Annotated in this window: 10 protein-coding genes and 1 pseudogene; 1 reads left to right on the top strand and 10 read right to left on the bottom strand. The window is 76.5% G+C overall.

Annotated elements, in window-relative coordinates:
* The 8 genes and pseudogenes from ACFYUY_RS28275 to ACFYUY_RS28240 form a co-directional block, all read right to left on the bottom strand.
* Window positions 1-1,628, bottom strand: a pseudogene (locus ACFYUY_RS28275) (type I polyketide synthase); the annotation flags it as partial.
* Window positions 1,629-1,776: 148 nt separating this feature from the next.
* Window positions 1,777-2,862, bottom strand: a complete 1,086-nt coding sequence (locus ACFYUY_RS28270; RefSeq protein ID WP_387904775.1) for an alpha/beta hydrolase — start codon at window positions 2,860-2,862, stop codon at window positions 1,777-1,779.
* The gene (locus ACFYUY_RS28265; RefSeq protein WP_387904773.1) at window positions 2,859-3,872 is read right to left on the bottom strand and encodes a 2-oxo acid dehydrogenase subunit E2; all 1,014 of its coding nucleotides are present in this window, start codon (window positions 3,870-3,872) and stop codon (window positions 2,859-2,861) included. Before ACFYUY_RS28265 ends, ACFYUY_RS28270 begins: the two co-directional genes overlap by 4 nt.
* A 4-nt stretch (window positions 3,873-3,876) precedes the next feature.
* Complete coding sequence (locus ACFYUY_RS28260; protein WP_387904771.1) at window positions 3,877-4,935, bottom strand: 3-oxoacyl-ACP synthase III family protein; 1,059 nt, start codon at window positions 4,933-4,935, stop codon at window positions 3,877-3,879.
* A 380-nt stretch (window positions 4,936-5,315) separates the two neighbouring features.
* Window positions 5,316-7,085, bottom strand: a complete 1,770-nt coding sequence (locus ACFYUY_RS28255; RefSeq protein WP_387904769.1) for a dipeptide ABC transporter ATP-binding protein — start codon at window positions 7,083-7,085, stop codon at window positions 5,316-5,318.
* A gap of 169 nt (window positions 7,086-7,254) precedes the next feature.
* Window positions 7,255-8,148 (bottom strand): ABC transporter permease, encoded by an 894-nt coding sequence (locus tag ACFYUY_RS28250; protein WP_360215620.1) that lies wholly within the window; start codon window positions 8,146-8,148, stop codon window positions 7,255-7,257.
* Window positions 8,145-9,110 (bottom strand): ABC transporter permease, encoded by a 966-nt coding sequence (locus ACFYUY_RS28245; protein ID WP_387904766.1) that lies wholly within the window; start codon window positions 9,108-9,110, stop codon window positions 8,145-8,147. Before ACFYUY_RS28245 ends, ACFYUY_RS28250 begins: the two co-directional genes overlap by 4 nt.
* Entirely contained in the window at window positions 9,107-10,828 is a 1,722-nt protein-coding gene (locus tag ACFYUY_RS28240) for an ABC transporter substrate-binding protein (protein WP_360215614.1), read from the bottom strand. Before ACFYUY_RS28240 ends, ACFYUY_RS28245 begins: the two co-directional genes overlap by 4 nt.
* A gap of 301 nt (window positions 10,829-11,129) precedes the next feature.
* Here ACFYUY_RS28240 and ACFYUY_RS28235 point away from each other — a divergent pair, with 301 nt between their 5' ends.
* Window positions 11,130-11,789: a nuclear transport factor 2 family protein gene (locus ACFYUY_RS28235; protein WP_387904763.1), complete on the top strand. Its 660-nt coding sequence runs from the start codon at window positions 11,130-11,132 to the stop codon at window positions 11,787-11,789.
* 38 nt (window positions 11,790-11,827) lie between these two features.
* Here ACFYUY_RS28235 and ACFYUY_RS28230 read toward each other — a convergent pair whose 3' ends face one another.
* Together ACFYUY_RS28230 and ACFYUY_RS28225 are read right to left on the bottom strand one after the other, a co-directional pair.
* Window positions 11,828-12,904 (bottom strand): helix-turn-helix transcriptional regulator, encoded by a 1,077-nt coding sequence (locus ACFYUY_RS28230; protein WP_360215610.1) that lies wholly within the window; start codon window positions 12,902-12,904, stop codon window positions 11,828-11,830.
* A gap of 230 nt (window positions 12,905-13,134) precedes the next feature.
* Window positions 13,135-16,089, bottom strand: coding sequence for a hypothetical protein (locus tag ACFYUY_RS28225; RefSeq protein ID WP_387904760.1), 2,955 nt, complete (start codon window positions 16,087-16,089; stop codon window positions 13,135-13,137).
* Between the last annotated feature and the right edge of the window lie 54 nt (window positions 16,090-16,143).

Here is a 16,143-nt window from a genome sequence, read left to right as displayed (position 1 = left end):
GCGTGGGCTTCGGTGGGGGTGCGCAGGATGACGGCGGCGCGGTGGTCGAAGGTGGTGCGGGTGGTGGCCAGGGCGTGCGCGACCTCGGCGGGGTGAACGCCCCCGGCGTCCTTCGTGTCGTCGGTGTCGTCGGCGTCGTGGAGGTGGTCGGCGAGGCGGCGGGCCTGTGCGCGTAGCGCGGTGTCGTCGCGGGCGGACAGCTGCCACACGTACGGCCCGGGCACCTCGACGGGCTCGACGGGCTCGACGGCGGTGGGTTCCTCGAGGATCAGGTGGGCGTTGGTGCCGCTGATGCCGAAGGAGGAGACCGCTCCCCGGCGCGGACGCCCGGTCGCCGGCCAGGCCCGGTGCTCGGTGAGGAGTTCGACCCGTCCGGCCGTCCAGTCCACGTGCGGGGACGGCGCGTCCACGTGCAGCGTCCTGGGCAGGACTCCGTGCCGGAAGGCCTCGATCAGCTTGATGATGCCGGCGACGCCGGCCGCGGCCTGGGTGTGACCGATGTTCGACTTGACGGCGCCCAGGTAGAGCGGCGCCTCGCGGTCCTGCCCGTAGGTGGCGAGGATGGCCTGGGCCTCGATCGGGTCCCCGAGGGTGGTGCCCGTGCCGTGTGCCTCCACCACGTCGACCTGGTCGGCCGTCAGCTCCGCGTTGGCGAGCGCGGCCCGGATCACCCGCTGCTGCGAGGGCCCGTTGGGCGCGGTGAGCTGGCTGCTGGTGCCGTCCTGGTTGACGGCCGAGCCGCGCAGCACGGCGAGCACCGGGTGCCCGTTGCGCCGCGCGTCCGACAGGCGTTCCAGCACGACCAGCCCCGCGCCCTCCGCCCAGCCGGTGCCGTCGGCGGCGGCCGCGAAGGGCTTGCACCGCCCGTCCGCGGCCAGTCCGTGCTGACGGCTGAACTCGACGAAGGTGCCGGGGGTGGCCATCACGGTGACGCCGCCCGCCAGCGCCAGCGTGGACTCCCCCGAGCGCAGCGACTGGGCGGCGTAGTGGATCGCGACGAGCGAGGAGGAGCAGGCGGTGTCCACGGTGACGGCCGGGCCCTCCAGCCCGAGCGTGTAGGAGACCCGGCCGGTGGCGATGCTGCCCGCACTGCCGTTGCCGATCCAGCCTTCGAAGCCCTCGGGGGCCGGGTTGAGCCGGGCGCCGTAGTCCGAGTACATGACGCCCGCGAAGACGGCGGTCTGGCTGCCGCGCAGCGTGGTCGGGTCGATGCCGGCGCGCTCCAGCGCCTCCCAGGCGGTCTCCAGCAGCAGTCGCTGCTGCGGGTCGGTGGCCAGTGCCTCGCGCGGGCCGATGCCGAAGAACTCCGGGTCGAAGTCGCCCGCGCCGTAAAGGAATCCGCCCTCGCGCGCGTACGCGGTACCGGGGTGGTCCGGGTCGGGGTGGTAGAGGTTCTCCAGGTCCCAGCCGCGGTCCGCCGGGAACGGGCCGATCGCGTCCACGCCGTCGGCGACGAGGCGCCACAGCTCCTCCGACGAGGTGACGCCGCCGGGGTAGCGGCAGCCGATGCCGACGACGGCGATCGGGTCGCGGCGGTCGGCCTCCAGGCTGGCCACCCGCTGGTTCGCCCGCTGCAGGTCGGCGGTGACCCGCTTGAGGTAGTCGCGGAGCTTCTCCTCGTTGGCCATGGGGTGGTTCCATCCTTCGGTCGGGGCGGTGGTCCGTCCGGTGGCGGTCCACCGGGCAGCGGAGGTGCGGTCGGGGCGGGCGGGGCGGAACGGCGGGAACAGCGGAGGGGCAGGAGGAGCCCGGGCGGACCGGCAGGGGGCCGGGCGGTCAGTCCGACCGGCGGGCGCGCAGCCGGGCCAGGCGCCAGAGCGCGCCGAACAGCACCCGCCGCGGGTCGCGGACGCCGCGCATCCGCAGGATCGAGAGCACCGCCCAGAGCGGGGTCTCGGCGGCGTGCCGCGGGGAGCCGTGGACGTCGTCGTTGGTGAGCAGCGAGAGCCTCCGCACGCTCCGGCGCAGCAGGGCCACCTCCTCCGGCGGGATGACCTCGTCGCGGCCGCTGACCAGGTAGGCGAGCGGGATGTCGAGGGCGGCGAGGTCGTCGGCGCCGAGGGCCCAGTCGCGGATGTGCGGGCCGAGCCCGGCGGGTTCGACGCCGGACAGATGGGCGAGGGTGTCGACGGTGATCCGGGGGAGGCGCCGCTGCCACGCGGTGTCGGTGAAGAAGTGCCGCAGCGGAGCGCCGGCGGTGACGACGCCGCGCAGCCGGCGGTCGTCCAGGGCGGCGCGCAGGGCGAGGTGGCCGCTGAAGCTGAACGCGATGGCGTGGGTGTCGGCGGTGCGGGCGCGCTCGCCGACGGCGTCCAGCAGGGCGGGGTAGATCCGGTGGCTGTCGGGGCCGTAGCGCAGGGTGTTGTCGCCGACGCCCGGGAGTTCGAGCACCAGGCCGGCCATGCCGAGGCGGGCGACCTGGAGCAGGACCGGCGCCCACTGCTCCTTGGTGCTGACGATGCCGCCGGAGAACAGCAGCAGCGGCTTGGGGTCGCGGGCGGAGAGTCCGGACGTCCAGGCGCGGACGGTGCCGGCGTCGGTCTCGACGGTCAGCGGTGCGATGACGGGGGCCTCGGCGGTGCGCCAGCGCTCGAACGCGGTGGCGGCGCGCTCGGCGGCCTCCCGGCGGGCGGGGCCGTCCACGTACGGGAAGCGGGCGGTGGTGAAGTGGCGTACGGCGTCCTGGTACCGGCCGGCCCGCTCCGCCTCCTCGCCGACCCGGGACCACTCGGCGGTCCACGAGCCGCCGCCGTCGCCGTCGTGGTGGATCCGGTCGAGGACGAGCCGGCGCTGGTCGTCCGGGATGCGCTGGGCCCGGGCGTGCACCTCGATGTACTGCTTGAGCTCGGTGACGTCGTTCATCGTGCGGTCACCGCCGGGCCGGGGGCGTCGGCTGCATCGCTGTCGTCGGTCGCCGCGGACCCGTCGGTCGCGGCAGTCACGTCGCCGCCCGCGGTGCCGGCGGTGTCGTCGGTGCCGCCGTCCGCGGTGAGGCCCGCGGACGATGTGGCGCCCGGCGGCAGGTGCACCGGGAACTCCTCCAGCGCCTGCTTGATGCCGCCGAGCACCTCGGCCGCCTCGGCGCCGTCGACGACCCGGTGGTCGAAGGTGAGGTTGAGCCGCAGGACGGGCGCCACCGCCGGTCGGCCGTCGCGGGCGACCACCCGGTCCACGACCCGCCCGACGCCGAGGGTGATCGTGGTGCCGCCGACGGAGTGGAAGCCGTCGACCGGCGCGTGCCCGAGCGAGCTCACGGCGAAGGTGCCGATCCGCCCGGCCCGGGCCCGCAGCGGGCGCACGGTGGCGCGGTAGGCGAGCAGGCCGAGTGCGGGGTGCAGCCGGTGGAGCCTGCGCAGCGGGGCCACCTCGGGCCGCGCGGAGGCGTCCTCGCCGCGGTGGCGGTCGATCTGCTGCTGGACGGTGTCGAGGTCGGCGCGATCGAGGTCGGGCACGACGGTCGCGAGGACGACGCGCCGGCCGTCCAGCCGGCGGTCCAGCACGAGCTTGCCGGCCACCGAGGGGTAACGCGCCACGCGCGGCCGCAGCCGGCCGCGGATCGCCGCGTTGGCCTCGGGGTGGCGGGCGAGCACCCGCCCGGCGGTGAGCAGCACGTACGAGACGAGCGAGTACCGGGTGCCGTCGGCGCGGGCGGCGGCCCGGTGGGCCAGGACGGCGGTCATGTCGACCTCGGTGTCGAGGTGGACGGGCGCGAAGGAGCGGATCTCGTCGAGGAAGTACAGGGTGTGCCGGCGCTGGCGGGCCGGCGGCACGACCTCGGCCGTTCCGGTCGCGGTGGCGGAGCCACCGGTGGCCGTGTCGGTGGCGGCGGCGGTGGTGGGTCGGGTGGGCCCGGCGGGCTGGGCGGAGGACATCGGGTCACGCTCCTTCGAGGGCGAAGCCGGCCTTGATCCACTTGCTGGACTCGACCGCGATGGCCAAGGCCCGCTCGCCGTGGGCGAGTCGGGGCAGCAACTGCTCCAACTGCAGGAAGGGAAGGCCGTTTCCGTTGTTGCCGGTGGTGGTCACGACGCTGATCTCGGCGGCGGACGGGTTGTCGAGCACCTCGCTGATCCGGGTGGTCATCCGGCCGGAGAGCTGGGGCGGGAGCAGGTAGCCGAGCTCGTCCGGCTTCCAGTCCAGACGGTGCAGCAGTTCGTGGTAGATCTCGGCGGACAGCGCGGGCACCCGGGCCTCGATCGCCTTGTAGTCCTCGCTGACGGCCGGGGTGCCGTCGGGCCGGTCGTTGGGGCCGAACCAGGCGAGGGTCTGCCCGGGGGCCTGCCCGAGGCCGACCAGCCGGGTGAACACCTCCCGGACCAGCGGGGCGCCGGGCACCGGGTCGGCGGAGAGCACCACGGCGCCCGCGCCGTCGCCGAACAGCATCGCGTTGACCAGCTGCTCGGGCGGCAGCGCGGAGACGTCGGCGGCGAGGTCGAAGGCACGCGAGCAGACGTCCCCGCCGATCACCAGGACGGTGCGGTGCTCCCCGGCCCGCAGCAACTGCCGGCCCAGGGCGATGGCCTGGAAGGCGCCGGTGCAGCCGGACTGCAGCTGGAAGGTGGGCACCTGGTCGAGGCCGAGCCGGTCGGCGACGATGTTGACGGTGCCGGGCATCAGCAGGTCGGGGGTGGCCGTGCCGAGCACCAGCGCGTCGAGGTCGCCGGCGGCGAGCCCGGCGGCGGCGAGGGCGCGCAGGCCGGCGCTGGTGGCCAGGTCGGCCAGGGTGTGGGTGTGGGTGCCCTGGTCGAGGTCCAGCGCGAGGTGGCGGGTCCGGGTGCCGACGAAGAGGTCCACCCACTCGGCCCACTGGGGGCTCTGCCCGAACCTGCGGGCCAGCGCGAGGTTGTCCACGGGGGCGCCGGGCAGGGCGGTGCCGACGGAGAGCAGGCGGACGTCGCGGGTGTCGGCGGGTGCGGGGCGGTCGGGGTGTGCCACAACCGGGCCTCTCTGCTGCGGGGACGGGACGCGGCGTCCGGTCGGCGCTGCCGGCCCGCGGGCGGCGGTGGCCCGGGTGAACGGGGACGGAGCCGGGAGGCGGTGGCGCTGGCGACGGCCGGTCGGCCGGAGTGCCGGACACCCGTCCGGGGGCATGGTCGGGTGGTCCGGCGCTCCCAGCCTCGGGCGGCGGGCTAAACCTGCCCTAAGCCGCTGCGTAAGCCGCAATCAGCCGGAAACGAAGCGGGAAACGAAGTCGGAAACGAAGTCGGAAACGAAGCGGGAAGCGATGGCCGGGCAGCACGACGGCGCCCGCCCACGGGGTGTGGGCGGGCGCTGCGGGAGGTGCGTGGACGGGCGGGCCGCGGACGGGCCCCGGCCTACCCCGGCAGGGCGGCCAGCAGCTGACGGGTGTACGGGTGCGCGGGCCGGGCGAACACCTCCTCGACCTCGCCCTCCTCCACCACCTCGCCGTCCTTCATCACCAGCACCCGGTCGCTGCTGTGCCGGATCACCCCGAGGTCGTGCGAGATGAACAACACCGAGACGCCGGTCCGCTCGCGCACCTCGGCGAGCAGGTCGAGCACCTGCGCCTGGACGGAGACGTCCAGGGCGGACACCGGTTCGTCGCAGACCAGCACCTCCGGTTCCGCCGCCAGCGCCCGGGCGATGGCGACCCGCTGGCGCTGGCCGCCGGACAGCTCGCGCGGGCGCCGTCCGAGCAGTTCCGGGCCGAGACCGACCAGCCGCAGCCGCCCGGCGATCTCCTCGCGCCGCCGCCGTGCGGCCCGTCGCCCGGCGGCGCCGAGCGCCTCGCCGACCAGCCGCTCGACGGTCCACCGCGGGTCGAAGGCGCTCAGCGTGTCCTGCTGGACGAGCTGCACCCGCCGCAGGTCCGCGCCCCTGGCCGGGCCCGGCCAGGGCTCTCCCAGCAGGGTGACGGTGCCCGCGTCGGGGCGCAGCCGCCCGATGGCCATCAGCGCGACGGTGCTCTTGCCCGAGCCCGACTCGCCGAGCACGCCGAGCACCTCGCCCGCCCGCAGCCGGAGCGAGACGCCGCGCACCGCCCGGTGCGTCGAACCGTCCGGCCGCCGGTAGGACTTGACCAGGCCCTCGGCGGTCAGCACCACGGTGCCCGAATCCGTCGCGGACGGTCCCGTCGCGGGCGGCCCGGCGGCGGGCCGCGGTGCGGGCCAGGGCCGGTCGAGCCGGCGGCAGCGCGCCACCCGGTCCCCGGCGAGGCGGACGGGCTCCGGCGGCCGCGTCCGGCAGGCGTCCTCGGCGAGCGGGCAGTGCGGGGCGTAGCGGCAGCCCGCGTCGGCCGGTGCGGGGGTGCCGGGTGGCGGCAGCTCCGGGGAGCGGACGGACAGCCGGGTGCCCCGCGGGTGCCGCCCCGGGACGGCGGCCAGCAGCTCCCGGGTGTACGGGTGGGCCGGTGCGGCCAGCACCTGCGCGGCGGGGCCCTCCTCGACGAAGGCGCCGCCGAACATCACCGCGATCCGGTCGGCCAGCCGGGCCACCACCGAGAGGTCGTGACTGATCAGCAGGAGCGCGGCGCCGGCCGCCTTCCGCTCGGCGAGCAGGTCCAGGATCCGGGCCTGCACGGTGACGTCCAGCGCGGTGGTGGGCTCGTCGGCGACCAGGACGGCCGGATCGGCGGCCACCGCGGAGGCGATCAGCGCCCGCTGGCGCTGCCCGCCGGACAGCTCGTGCGGGTACTGCCGGGCCTGCACCTCCGGTTCGGGCACGCCCGCCTCGGCCAGCAGCTCGACGGCCCGGTTCGGGCGCCGGGCGGCGGGCACCAGGCGGTGGTTGGCGAGCACCTCGGTGACCTCGGTGCCGATCCGGCGCAGCGGGTCGAGGGAGACCAGCGCGTCCTGCAGCACCAGACCGACCCGGCGGCCGCGCAGGCCGCGCCAACCGCGTTCGTCGAGCCCGGTGAGATCGACGCCGTCCAGTTCCAGTCGGTCGGCGCGGACGGCCGCGCCGGGGCCGGTGAGGCCGAGCAGCGTCCGGGCGGTGACGGACTTGCCGCTGCCGGACTCGCCGACCACGGCCAGGCACTCGCCGGGGCGCAGCGTGAAGCCGACGCCGCGCACCACGTCCCCGCCGCGGGCGAAGCCGACCCGCAGGTTCTCGACGACCAGCACCGGCGGCTCCCCGGCCGGCCCGGGCTCGGGCTCCGCCTCGGGCTTCGCGTCCGTGAACGATTCCGCGGGTGCACCCGCGAGCGGACCCCCGGTCGGACCGCCGGACGGATCCGCGGGCGACCCACCGGATGGATCCGCGGGCGACCCGGCGGCCGGCCGGGCGGCCTCCTCAGCGACGGCCATGTCCGTGCCTCCCCTCCAGACGGCGTTGCAGGTCCCGCCCCACCACGGTCAGTGCGGCGGCGGTGAGCAGCACGGCGACGCCGGGGCCCAGGGCGAGCGCCCAGGCGTCCTCGAACTGTCCGCGGCCCTCGGCGAGCATCGCGCCCCACTCCGGGTCCGGCGGCTGCGGCCCGAGCCCGAGGAAGCTCAGCGAGGCACCGGCGATGACCGCCCCGGCGATGCTCAGCGTGGCGAAGACGACCAGCGGCGGCAGCGCGTTGGGCACCACGTGCCGCAGTCGCGCGGTCCACCGCGGCTGGCCGAAGCCGACGGCGTGGTGCACGTAGTCGGCCCGGCCGACCAGGAGGGCCTGGGCCCGGGCGAGCCGGACGAAGCCGGGCAGCATGGACAGCCCGATGGCGAGGGTGGCGTGGCCGGTGCCGGGCCCGAGCAGGGCGATCACCAGCAGGGCGAGCAGCAGCCCGGGGAAGGCCAGCAGGATGTCGGTCAGCCGCATCAGGACTTCGTCGACGACGGCCCGCGCGGTCGCCGCCAGTACCCCGAGCAGGGCGCCGGCACCGAGGGCGAGGCCGGTGGCGCCGAGGCCGACGACCAGCGAATCGCGCGTGCCGTGCACCAGCCGGCTGTACACGTCCCGCCCCAACTGGTCGGTGCCCAGGAGGTGTTCGGATCCCGGCGGGGCGAGCGCGTTGACCGGGTCGACGGCGTTGGGCGGCTGCGGGGCGAGCAGGCCGGGCGTCAGCGCGGCGACGGCGAGCAGCACCAGCACGGCCCAGGCCAGCAGCGGCCCGAGCGGGATCCGCCGCAGGGTCGCGAGGGCCGCGACGGCCGGACGGGCTGTGCGGGGCGTGCGGGAGGGGACGAGGGCGGGGACGCTCACCGCAGGGACTCCTTCAACCGGGGATCGGCGATCGCGTACCCCACGTCGACCAGCAGGTTGACCACGGTGAACACCACCGCCGAGACCACCACCACGCCGGTCACCACCGGCAGGTCGCGGGCCGAGATCGCCGAGGCGGTGATCCGACCGATGCCCTGGCGGCTGAACACCGTCTCCACCACCACCGCGCCGCTCAGCAGCGAGCCGACGGTCCACCCGGACAGCGTGAGCAGCGGCACCAGGGTGTGCCGCAGCGAGTGCCGCAGTCGCAGGGCCGTCTCGCCGGAGCCGCGCGCCCGGGCGCTGAGCGCGTACGGCTCCTCCAGCGAGCGCTCCATCGACTCCCGCAGGACCTGGGCGAACACGCCGAGCATCGGCAGCGCCAGGGTGACGGCGGGCAGCACCAGGCCGTCCAGCCCGCCGCCGTCCACCGCGGGGAACAGCTGCCACCGGAAGGAGAAGAGGGTCAGCAGCACGATCCCGGCCCAGAACGCCGGGGTCGAGCCGAGGACCAGTTCCACCGCGGAGGAGGCCCGCCGCAGCCACGGCCGGCGCCCGGCGGTGGCCACCGCCAGCAGCACCGCGCCCAGCAGCGCCAGCAGGAAGCCGGCGAGGGCGAGTTCGACGGTCGCCGCGGCCTGGTCGCCGAGCACGTCCGCGACCGGGCGGGACGCCTGGTAGGAGTGCCCGAGGTCGCCACTCAGCAGCCGCCCGAGGAAGCGCCCGTACTGGACGACCAGCGGCCCGTCCAGCCCGAGGTCGTCGCGGACCCGGGCCGCCACCTCCGGGGTGACCTCGTGGCTGCCGACGATCAGCTGCACCGGGTCGCCGGGGGCCAGCCACAGGCCCGCGAAGGCGGCGCTGGCGGCGCCCAGGACGACCACGACCGCCAGCGCCAGGCGGCGCACCACCCAGTGCCGCAGCAGCGCGAGCCCGCCCGCCGGGGGTGGGAGCCCCTTCATCGCGCGGCCAGCCAGGCGTCGTAGAACTGCGGGAAGGCCGCCGCGTCGAAGCCGACCCCGTGCACCCTGGAGCTCGCGCCGAGCGCGGTGACCGGGACGTACAGCGGGATCTCCAGGACGTGGTCCACGACGTACTTCTGCGCCTGCGCGTACGCCCGGCCGCGGACCGCCGGGTCGCTGCTGGAGGCGCCCTGGTCGAGCCAGCCGTCCAGCTGCGGGTCGGAGATCCGGAACAGATTGGAGCCGCCCTTGTCCGCCGTGGAGGCGGAGCCGAAGTAGTGCCGCAGGATGTCGGCCTCGGGGCGGACGAAGCTGAAGCCGAGGACGTCCGCGGTGCCGCCGACGGCGGTCTTGGCGAAGGTGCCCGGGTCCTGGTTGAGGTACTGCAGCTCGATGCCGGCCTTCTTGGCGTCGGCCTGGACGCCCTGGGCGAGCAGGTCGCGGTTGTCCCGGGCGAGGTAGGCGGAGGTCGGCCAGACGACGGTCAGCCGCTTGCCGTCCTTGGTGCGGTAGCCGTCCGCGTCCCGGCCGGTCCAGCCGGCCTCGTCGAGCAGCTTGCCGGCGCCGGCCGGGTCGTACCCGAGGACGCCCTCGACGGACTTGTCGTAGAAGACGGTGCCCGGGCCCAGCGGGCCCTGCGCGCGGTGCCGCGTGTCGTGGTAGACCGACTTGACGAGCGCGTCGAGCTGGAGCGAGCGGGCGAGCGCGGTGCGCACCCGCTCGTCGGCCAGCACCCCGGCGACGGGGTTGAGGAACAGCCCGTACACCTGACCGGGCGCCTCCTGCTGGAGCACCTGGAAGCCCTTGGTGCCCTTGAGGTCGGCGATCCTCGCCGGGGCGGCGTTCCCGGCGATCTCGATCTGCCCGCTGCGCAGCTGCCCCTGGCGGACCGACTCCTCGGGGACGATCTGGAACACCAGCTTCTCCAGGTGCGCCGCGCCGGTGTGCGCGGCGCCCTCCGGCGCCCAGGCGTAGCCCGGGTTGCGCTTGAGCGTGACGCTGGTGCTCTTCTCCCAGGAGACGAAGGAGAACGGGCCCGAGCCGACCGGCTTGCGGCACAGGTCGGCGGCGTTGTCGGCGAGCGACTTGGGGGACTGGATGCCCAGGTACGGGGTGCTGAGCGCCTGGAGCAGTGCGGCGCGCGGCTTGGTCAGCCGGATCACGGCGGTGGCCGGGTCGGGCGCGTCGGCCCCGGCGAAGCCCTCCAGCAGGCCGCCGGCGTAGAGGGACTTGGTGGCCGGGTCGACGGCGTGCTCCAGGGTGGCCTTCACCGCGGCCGCGTCGAGCTTCGTGCCGTCGTGGAACAGCACGTCGGTGCGCAGGTGGAAGGTGTAGGTCAGGCCGTCCGGCGAGACCTCCCAGGACGTGGCCAGCCAGGGGTGGAACGTCCCGGCGGAGTCGAGCCGCACCAGGGAGTCGAAGACGTTGCGGTCCACCACGCCGGTGACGTCGGCCGGGCTCACCGCCGGGTCCAGGCAGTCCGGTTCGACCTCGGCCGCGAAGCGCAGGGTGCCGCCGTCCACCGGTGCGCCGCCCCCCGCCGCGCCCGCGCCGTCGGCGGAGCCGGACCCGGACGAGCCGCACGCCGCGGTGGCGACCAGGACGGCGGTGGCCAGCGCCAGCGTGCCCAGGGCGCGCAGCCCGGGCCGGGTGCCGGTGCGGCGGGCTCTGGGCGGGCGGATGTCGTCGGAAGCCGGCTGCGGCGCGGTGATGGGCACGGGGAACTCCAGCGCGAGAGGAACGTGGTGGTGGCGACCGGCCCGCGGTGGCGGTGGGGAGCGCGCGGCCCCGGCGTCGGACGGTGGGGACGGCGGAGGGCCGGCAGGCCGGCGGGTCGAGGTCAACGGGAGTCTGGCCAGGCCGCCCAAACCGGCGCTAAATCGCGCACGTCCGGGGCGGTACGTAGTCCGGGTAGGTAATTCCCCGGATGTGGGGCGCCGGCCCGCCCTGGCACCATGACGCCGCGGACCGTACGGATCTGACGGACCGTCATTCACCAGTTGCGAGGGAGACCGACCCATGCCACCCGAGACCGCCGCCGGCACCGCCCCGACCACGGCCGCCCCGACCACCGACGCCGCACCGATCGTCGAGGCCGCGACCACCGACGCCGCCCCGATCGTCGAGGCCGCGACCGTCGCCGCCGCACCGATCGCCGAGGACGTCACCGCGATCCGCCGGCTGCTCTCCCGCCAGGCCCATCTGCGGGACACCGACCAGCTCGACGAGTGGATCCAGGGCTACGTGGAGGACGCCGTCTTCACCGCGCACGGCACGGTGGCGCGCGGCCGGGCCGAGATCCGGGCGATCGCCGACGCCCAGCGCGAGGCCTTCTGGTCCGACTGGCGCGGCTCCCACTTCCTCAGTGAGCCGGGCATCGACGTCGACCCGGTCGCCGGCACCGCCACCGGCACCACCCACTACACCTTCCTCGGCCTCGGCCCGGACGGCGGTTACCAGGTCTACGTCGTGGGCCGCTACCACGACAGCTTCGTGCGGACCGCGGACGGCCGCTGGCTGCTCACCGCCCGTGAGGTGCGGACCGTCGGCGAGGAGGCCGAACTGCTCCCGGCCGCGGGCCCGGCGTCCGCCGCGACCCCCGGAACGACCGGGACGGCGGAGGCCGGTGCGTCCGCCGCGCCCGACGCGGCCTCCGACGTGTCCGACTCCGGCGCCTGACGGGGCGGACTCCGGCGCGGTGCGCCCCGCGGCTCACGTCAGCAGCGGCCGCCGCCGAGCATGATCCGGGCCACCAGCTCCTGCCGGCTGCCCACCCCGGTCTTGGTGAACACGGACTTCAGGTGGTCCTGCACCGTGTACGGGGTCATCACGAGCAGCCGGGCCACGTCGCGGGTGTCGCTGCCGCGGACCAGCAGCAGCGCCACCTCCTGCTCGCGCGCGGTCAGCCCGTACGCGGCCAGGTGGAGCGGCATCACCTCGGCGGGGGAGGCCGGCGTCAGCACCACCGTCACCTCCTCCGCGGCGCCGCCGCGCAGCGCCGACCCGTGCAGCAGGTACCAGCGGTCGTCCCGGGTGCGCACCCGTACCGGCACCTGCCGGACGGGCAGTCCGTGGGCGGCCCGGCGGGCCTGCTCGGCGGCCATCGCCACCGAGGTCGGGACGGCCAGCGCGGTGGGCGTCGGGTCGGCGAGCCGGGCCAGCAGCTCCTCGGCCGGTCCGGAGACCGCGCGCAGCCGGTTGGCGCGGTCGAGCACCAGCACGGCCGGCCCCGGGTCCGCGGCGTCCGGTGCCGCCGCCGGGAGGTGGCAGGCCCGCAGGGCGTTGCCCAGGTGCCGGGCGGCGGCGTCGGCGAGTCGGCGCTGCCGCCCCAGGTAGGGTCCGCGGTCGGGCGCGCGCATGAACGCGGCGCACCCCCACATCCCGCCGGCCGAGTCGAACACCGCCCGCAGCTCGTCCCCGAACCCGGCCGGCGCGATCTGTTCCCGGTACCGCACGCTCTCCTGCGGGCGCCCCCCGGTCACCCGGCTGAGCGTCTCGGCCTGGACCCCGCTGTGCCGGATCTTCGGGAAGGTCGCCAGGTCGTCCTCCCAGACCTCCAGCCGCACCGCGTGGTCGTAGGCGGCCAGACTCAGGTCCTCGCTCTGCACGGAGTTCACCAGACCGGTCGCCGGGTCCGCCGTGTGCCAGCAGACGGCGTCGAACTCCAGAACGGGGCGGAGCAGTTCGTCGGCGCGCCGGAACACCTGCGCCGCCGTCAGCCCCTCTCCGGCGAGCTCCCGCACCCCCTCGATCGCCGATCGCGCCGCCGCCCCACGAGCCCCAGGTGATCCCATGGCGGGGACGCTAGCACCGCGGTTCGTACCCCGACCACGGGCCGATCGGCGGGTTCGCCCTCCTCCTCGTGGCGCTCTTCCGCGGCCGCCACGCCGCGTGCTGATGCCTCGTCACGCCTCTCGCCGCCGGTCCGTCGCGTGACCGCGTGGCGCGTGACCGCGTGCCGCGTGACCCTCGCCGTCGCGGTCGCCCGCCCCGGCCGTGTGGCCGGAGACCGGCGCACCGTTCGTCAGTGCCGGTCCCCCGCCCGTAGCTCGGAGGTGATCCGGCGCCGCCCGGAGACCAGTGCCTCGGCGAGCACACCGGCGGTGACCAGGGCCGTCAGCCCGAGCACCTGGAGCAGGACCGGCACCAGCGCGGGCCGCAGCCCCGGCGGGACGTCGGTGCCGACCAGGGCGGAGAGGTCGAACGCGGGCCCGAGCAGGGCGGTCGCGGCCAGTGCCGCCACTCCGCCGCCGACGGCCGCGACGAGGGTCTGCGGCAGGGTCTCGACGAGGATCAGGGCCAGGCCCTGGCGCGGGCGCAGGCCCATGGTGCGCAGCCGGGCGAGCAGCGCGGCGCGTTCGGGGGCGGTCCGGACCAGCGTCAGCAGGACGGCGAGCAGCGCGAATCCGGCGGCGCCGACCACCGCCGCCCAGAACAGCCGGGTGGCCGAGCGCTGCAGCGGGTCGCCGGCGAGCTCGTCGGCCAGGGCGGTGGCGGTGTGCACCCGGTAGCCGTTCGGCAGGCTGACGGCCCCGGCAGCCCCGGCAGCCCCGGCAGCCCCGGCGCTCCCGGACGGCCCGGAGACGCCGTCGGCCGCGGCCCCGGTGCCCGCGCCCGCCCCCGGCGCGACGGCGGACGATGCAACGGCGGAGGGCGCGGCGGCGGACGGCGACACGGCCCCGCTCGCCTCGGCGGAGAGGGCCTCACCGGGGTGCTCGCCGAGGGTGAGCCGCCAGGCCACCGGCGGCGCCGTCTCGCGCACCAGCCGGGTCAGCTCCTTCTCGTCGACGTCGCCCACGGCGAACCACAGGTTGGGCTGCCCGGGCTGGGGGAGCCGGGCGCTCGCGGGGCCGGCCGGCAGCACGACGAACCTGCGGTCGTCCCCGACCAGCGCGGGGGTGGTGGCGATCCGGCCGGCGTCGGCGGTGCCGAGCTCCCAGCCGTCGGGCCACCGCAACCGGTAGCCGCCACCGCTGAACCGGTCCCCCAGGGCGGTGCTGAAGAGGGCGGGTACCGGCGCGTCGGCTCCGCCGGCGCCGGTGAGGGCGGCCGGGTCGAACGCGCCGCGGCCGACGCTGCGGGAGAGTTCGGCGTAGGCCTGGGGGTCGACGACCAGGGCGCTGACCCTGGTCGGCCCGACGTCGGTGCCGAGCAGGTACACCTCGCTCTCCCACCAGACACCGGTGGCGAGCCGGACTCCGGGCAGTGCGGCGGCCGCCTCGGTGAACCGGGAGGGCAGTGAGGCGCCGGTCGGCGCACCGACGGCCGCGTCCCCGCCGACGACGGTCCGGGAGGCGCGCACCCGGGCACCTTCGACGGCGTCCAGCACGGTGGCCCCGAACCCGGCCGTGGTGACGGCGAGGGTCAGCGCGAGCATCGGCAGCAGGGAGGGGCGGCCCCGACCGCCGGGGCCGCGGGCCGCGCGGGCCAGGCCGAGGAAGCCGACCAGGCCGGGGAGCCGTCCGGCGCTGCGGGCGAGTGCCCCGACCGCGACGGGCTGGAGCCTGGCGAGCACGAGGCCACCGGTGACGGCGAGCAGCAGCGGTGCCGCGACCAGCAGCGGGTCAAGGCCCGCGCCGGTGGGCGCGAGGCCGCGGCGGCGGACCTCCAGGACGGCCGCGGCGGTGACGGCCAGCACCAGGAGTTCGGCGACGAGGCGGCGGCCCCCGTTCCCCGGGCGCGGCGCGGACCGGAACAGGGCCGCGCGGGCGGGGAACGCCAGCAGGGCGATCAGGGTGGTGGCGGCGGCCGCCAGGGCGGCGTCCGTCCAGCGTGGGGTGGGCACCAGCAGGAGGGCCAGGGCGGTCGCGGCCGCGGCGGCGGGCAGTACGGTCACCGCGCCCTCGCCGAGCAGGCGCAGCAGGATTCCGCCGCGCGAGCCGCCGCGGGCCCGGAGCAGCCGCAGTTCGGCCGCGCGCCGTTCGGTGGTCAGGCCGGCGGTGAGGAGGAGCACCACGGCGGCGACCCCGGCCAGTCCGGCCGGGCCGATCGCGGCGAGCGGTGCCACGGCGCCCTGCCGGGCGATGGCCCGGTCGAAGGCGGCGGGCAGCTGTGAGGAGATCGTCAGGTCGTTGCGGCCGGTGGCGGTGGCCAGCCCGACGACGGTGGAGCCGCCGGTGTACCCGGCGATCTCCCGCCTGGTCTCGGGCAGTCGGCGCGCGTGCAGGGCGCCGGTGTCGACCGGCAGGCGCCAGAAGTCGGTCGTGTGGACACCCCAGTCGGCGAGCCTGTCCAGGCCGTCCGCGGCGACGATCCCGTCAGCTGCGAGGAGGAGGTGGGGGTTCCCCCGCACGCAGGCGCGGTCGACGCAGCCGAGGTCGGCCCAGTACGGGTCGTGCGGGTCGTCGACGGTGTAGAGGCCGACCACCCGGGCCAGTTCCCGGTCCGGTCCCTCGCCGCCCTGGAGGACGTCGCCGAGGCCGATGCCGATGGTGGTGGCCGCGGCCTTGCTGAGCGCGATCGGCACCGGCCCGCGGCCGCCGTCGCCCGTCGGCCAGGTGCCCGCCACCACGGTGACCCGGGTGGTGATGCCCTGGAGGTAGACCAGGCCGAGCTTCGGCCGGAGGCCGTCGGGGCGCGCGTAGCCGGGGTTGTCCAGCTCGCGGGGTTCGTCGCCGCGTGCCCCGTAGACCGGGCCGGACGCCGCGTAGCGGAAGGTCGCCCCGGGGCGGGAGCCGAGCGTCCGCGCGACCTCGTCGAGGTCGGCGGCGTCGGACCGGTGGTCGGCGGTGGCGAGCAGGATGTTCCAGGAGGGGCCGCGGTCCTTCAGGAAACCGTGCAAGGCCTCGTCCGCGCCCCGGTCCAGGACGCGCGGGAGAGCGGCGGCGAGCAGCACGGTGCCGAACGCGAGCGCCGCCATGAGCAGGGCGGCCGTCCGGCCCGAGCGCAGCCGGGTGCGGACCCAGGGCGCGGGCCGGTGTCCGCCGGCCGGCCGGGCGGTGTCGGCGTCCGGGGCGCGGGTGTCGGCCGGAGCGGTCACCTCTCCTCCAGGTGCCGCAGCCCGGCGGCCGCCTGCCGCAGACCGCGTCCGACG

The organism is Kitasatospora sp. NPDC004745 (assembly GCF_042873275.1).
Taxonomy (GTDB): domain Bacteria; phylum Actinomycetota; class Actinomycetes; order Streptomycetales; family Streptomycetaceae; genus Kitasatospora.
The sequence above is the reverse complement of the archived record's forward strand: the minus strand, read 5'-3'. Positions and strand labels throughout refer to the sequence as shown.